This is a genomic window from Staphylococcus pasteuri, from assembly GCF_030547725.1.
Classification (GTDB): Bacteria; Bacillota; Bacilli; order Staphylococcales; family Staphylococcaceae; genus Staphylococcus; species Staphylococcus pasteuri.
Genome location: NZ_JAUOQO010000496.1, coordinates 1 through 260, shown reverse-complemented (window position 1 = coordinate 260; position 260 = coordinate 1). Strand labels below are relative to the sequence as shown.

1 pseudogene is annotated in these 260 nt (G+C 48.1%); it reads left to right on the top strand.

Annotated features, from left to right (window positions below):
• Positions 1-260, top strand: a pseudogene (locus Q4528_RS14475) (penicillin-binding protein 2); the annotation flags it as partial.

Genomic DNA, 260 nt, shown 5'->3' with positions numbered 1-260 from the left:
ACACGACACCTACACCACCCGCTCAAATGATAATCGCATTAAAGTACTGCCATTAGCGCCACCTCGTGGGCTGGTGTTTGATCGCAACGGTGCGCTACTGGCCGAGAATCGCCCTAACTTTAGCTTAGAAATCATCCCCGAAAACGTCGACGACTTGGATCAGATGATCCTTGAGTTATCCGAATTGCTGGAACTGAGCGAAAACGATATTGAACGCTTTGAGCAAAACCGTAAACATACTCGTCGCTTTAAACCGGTAG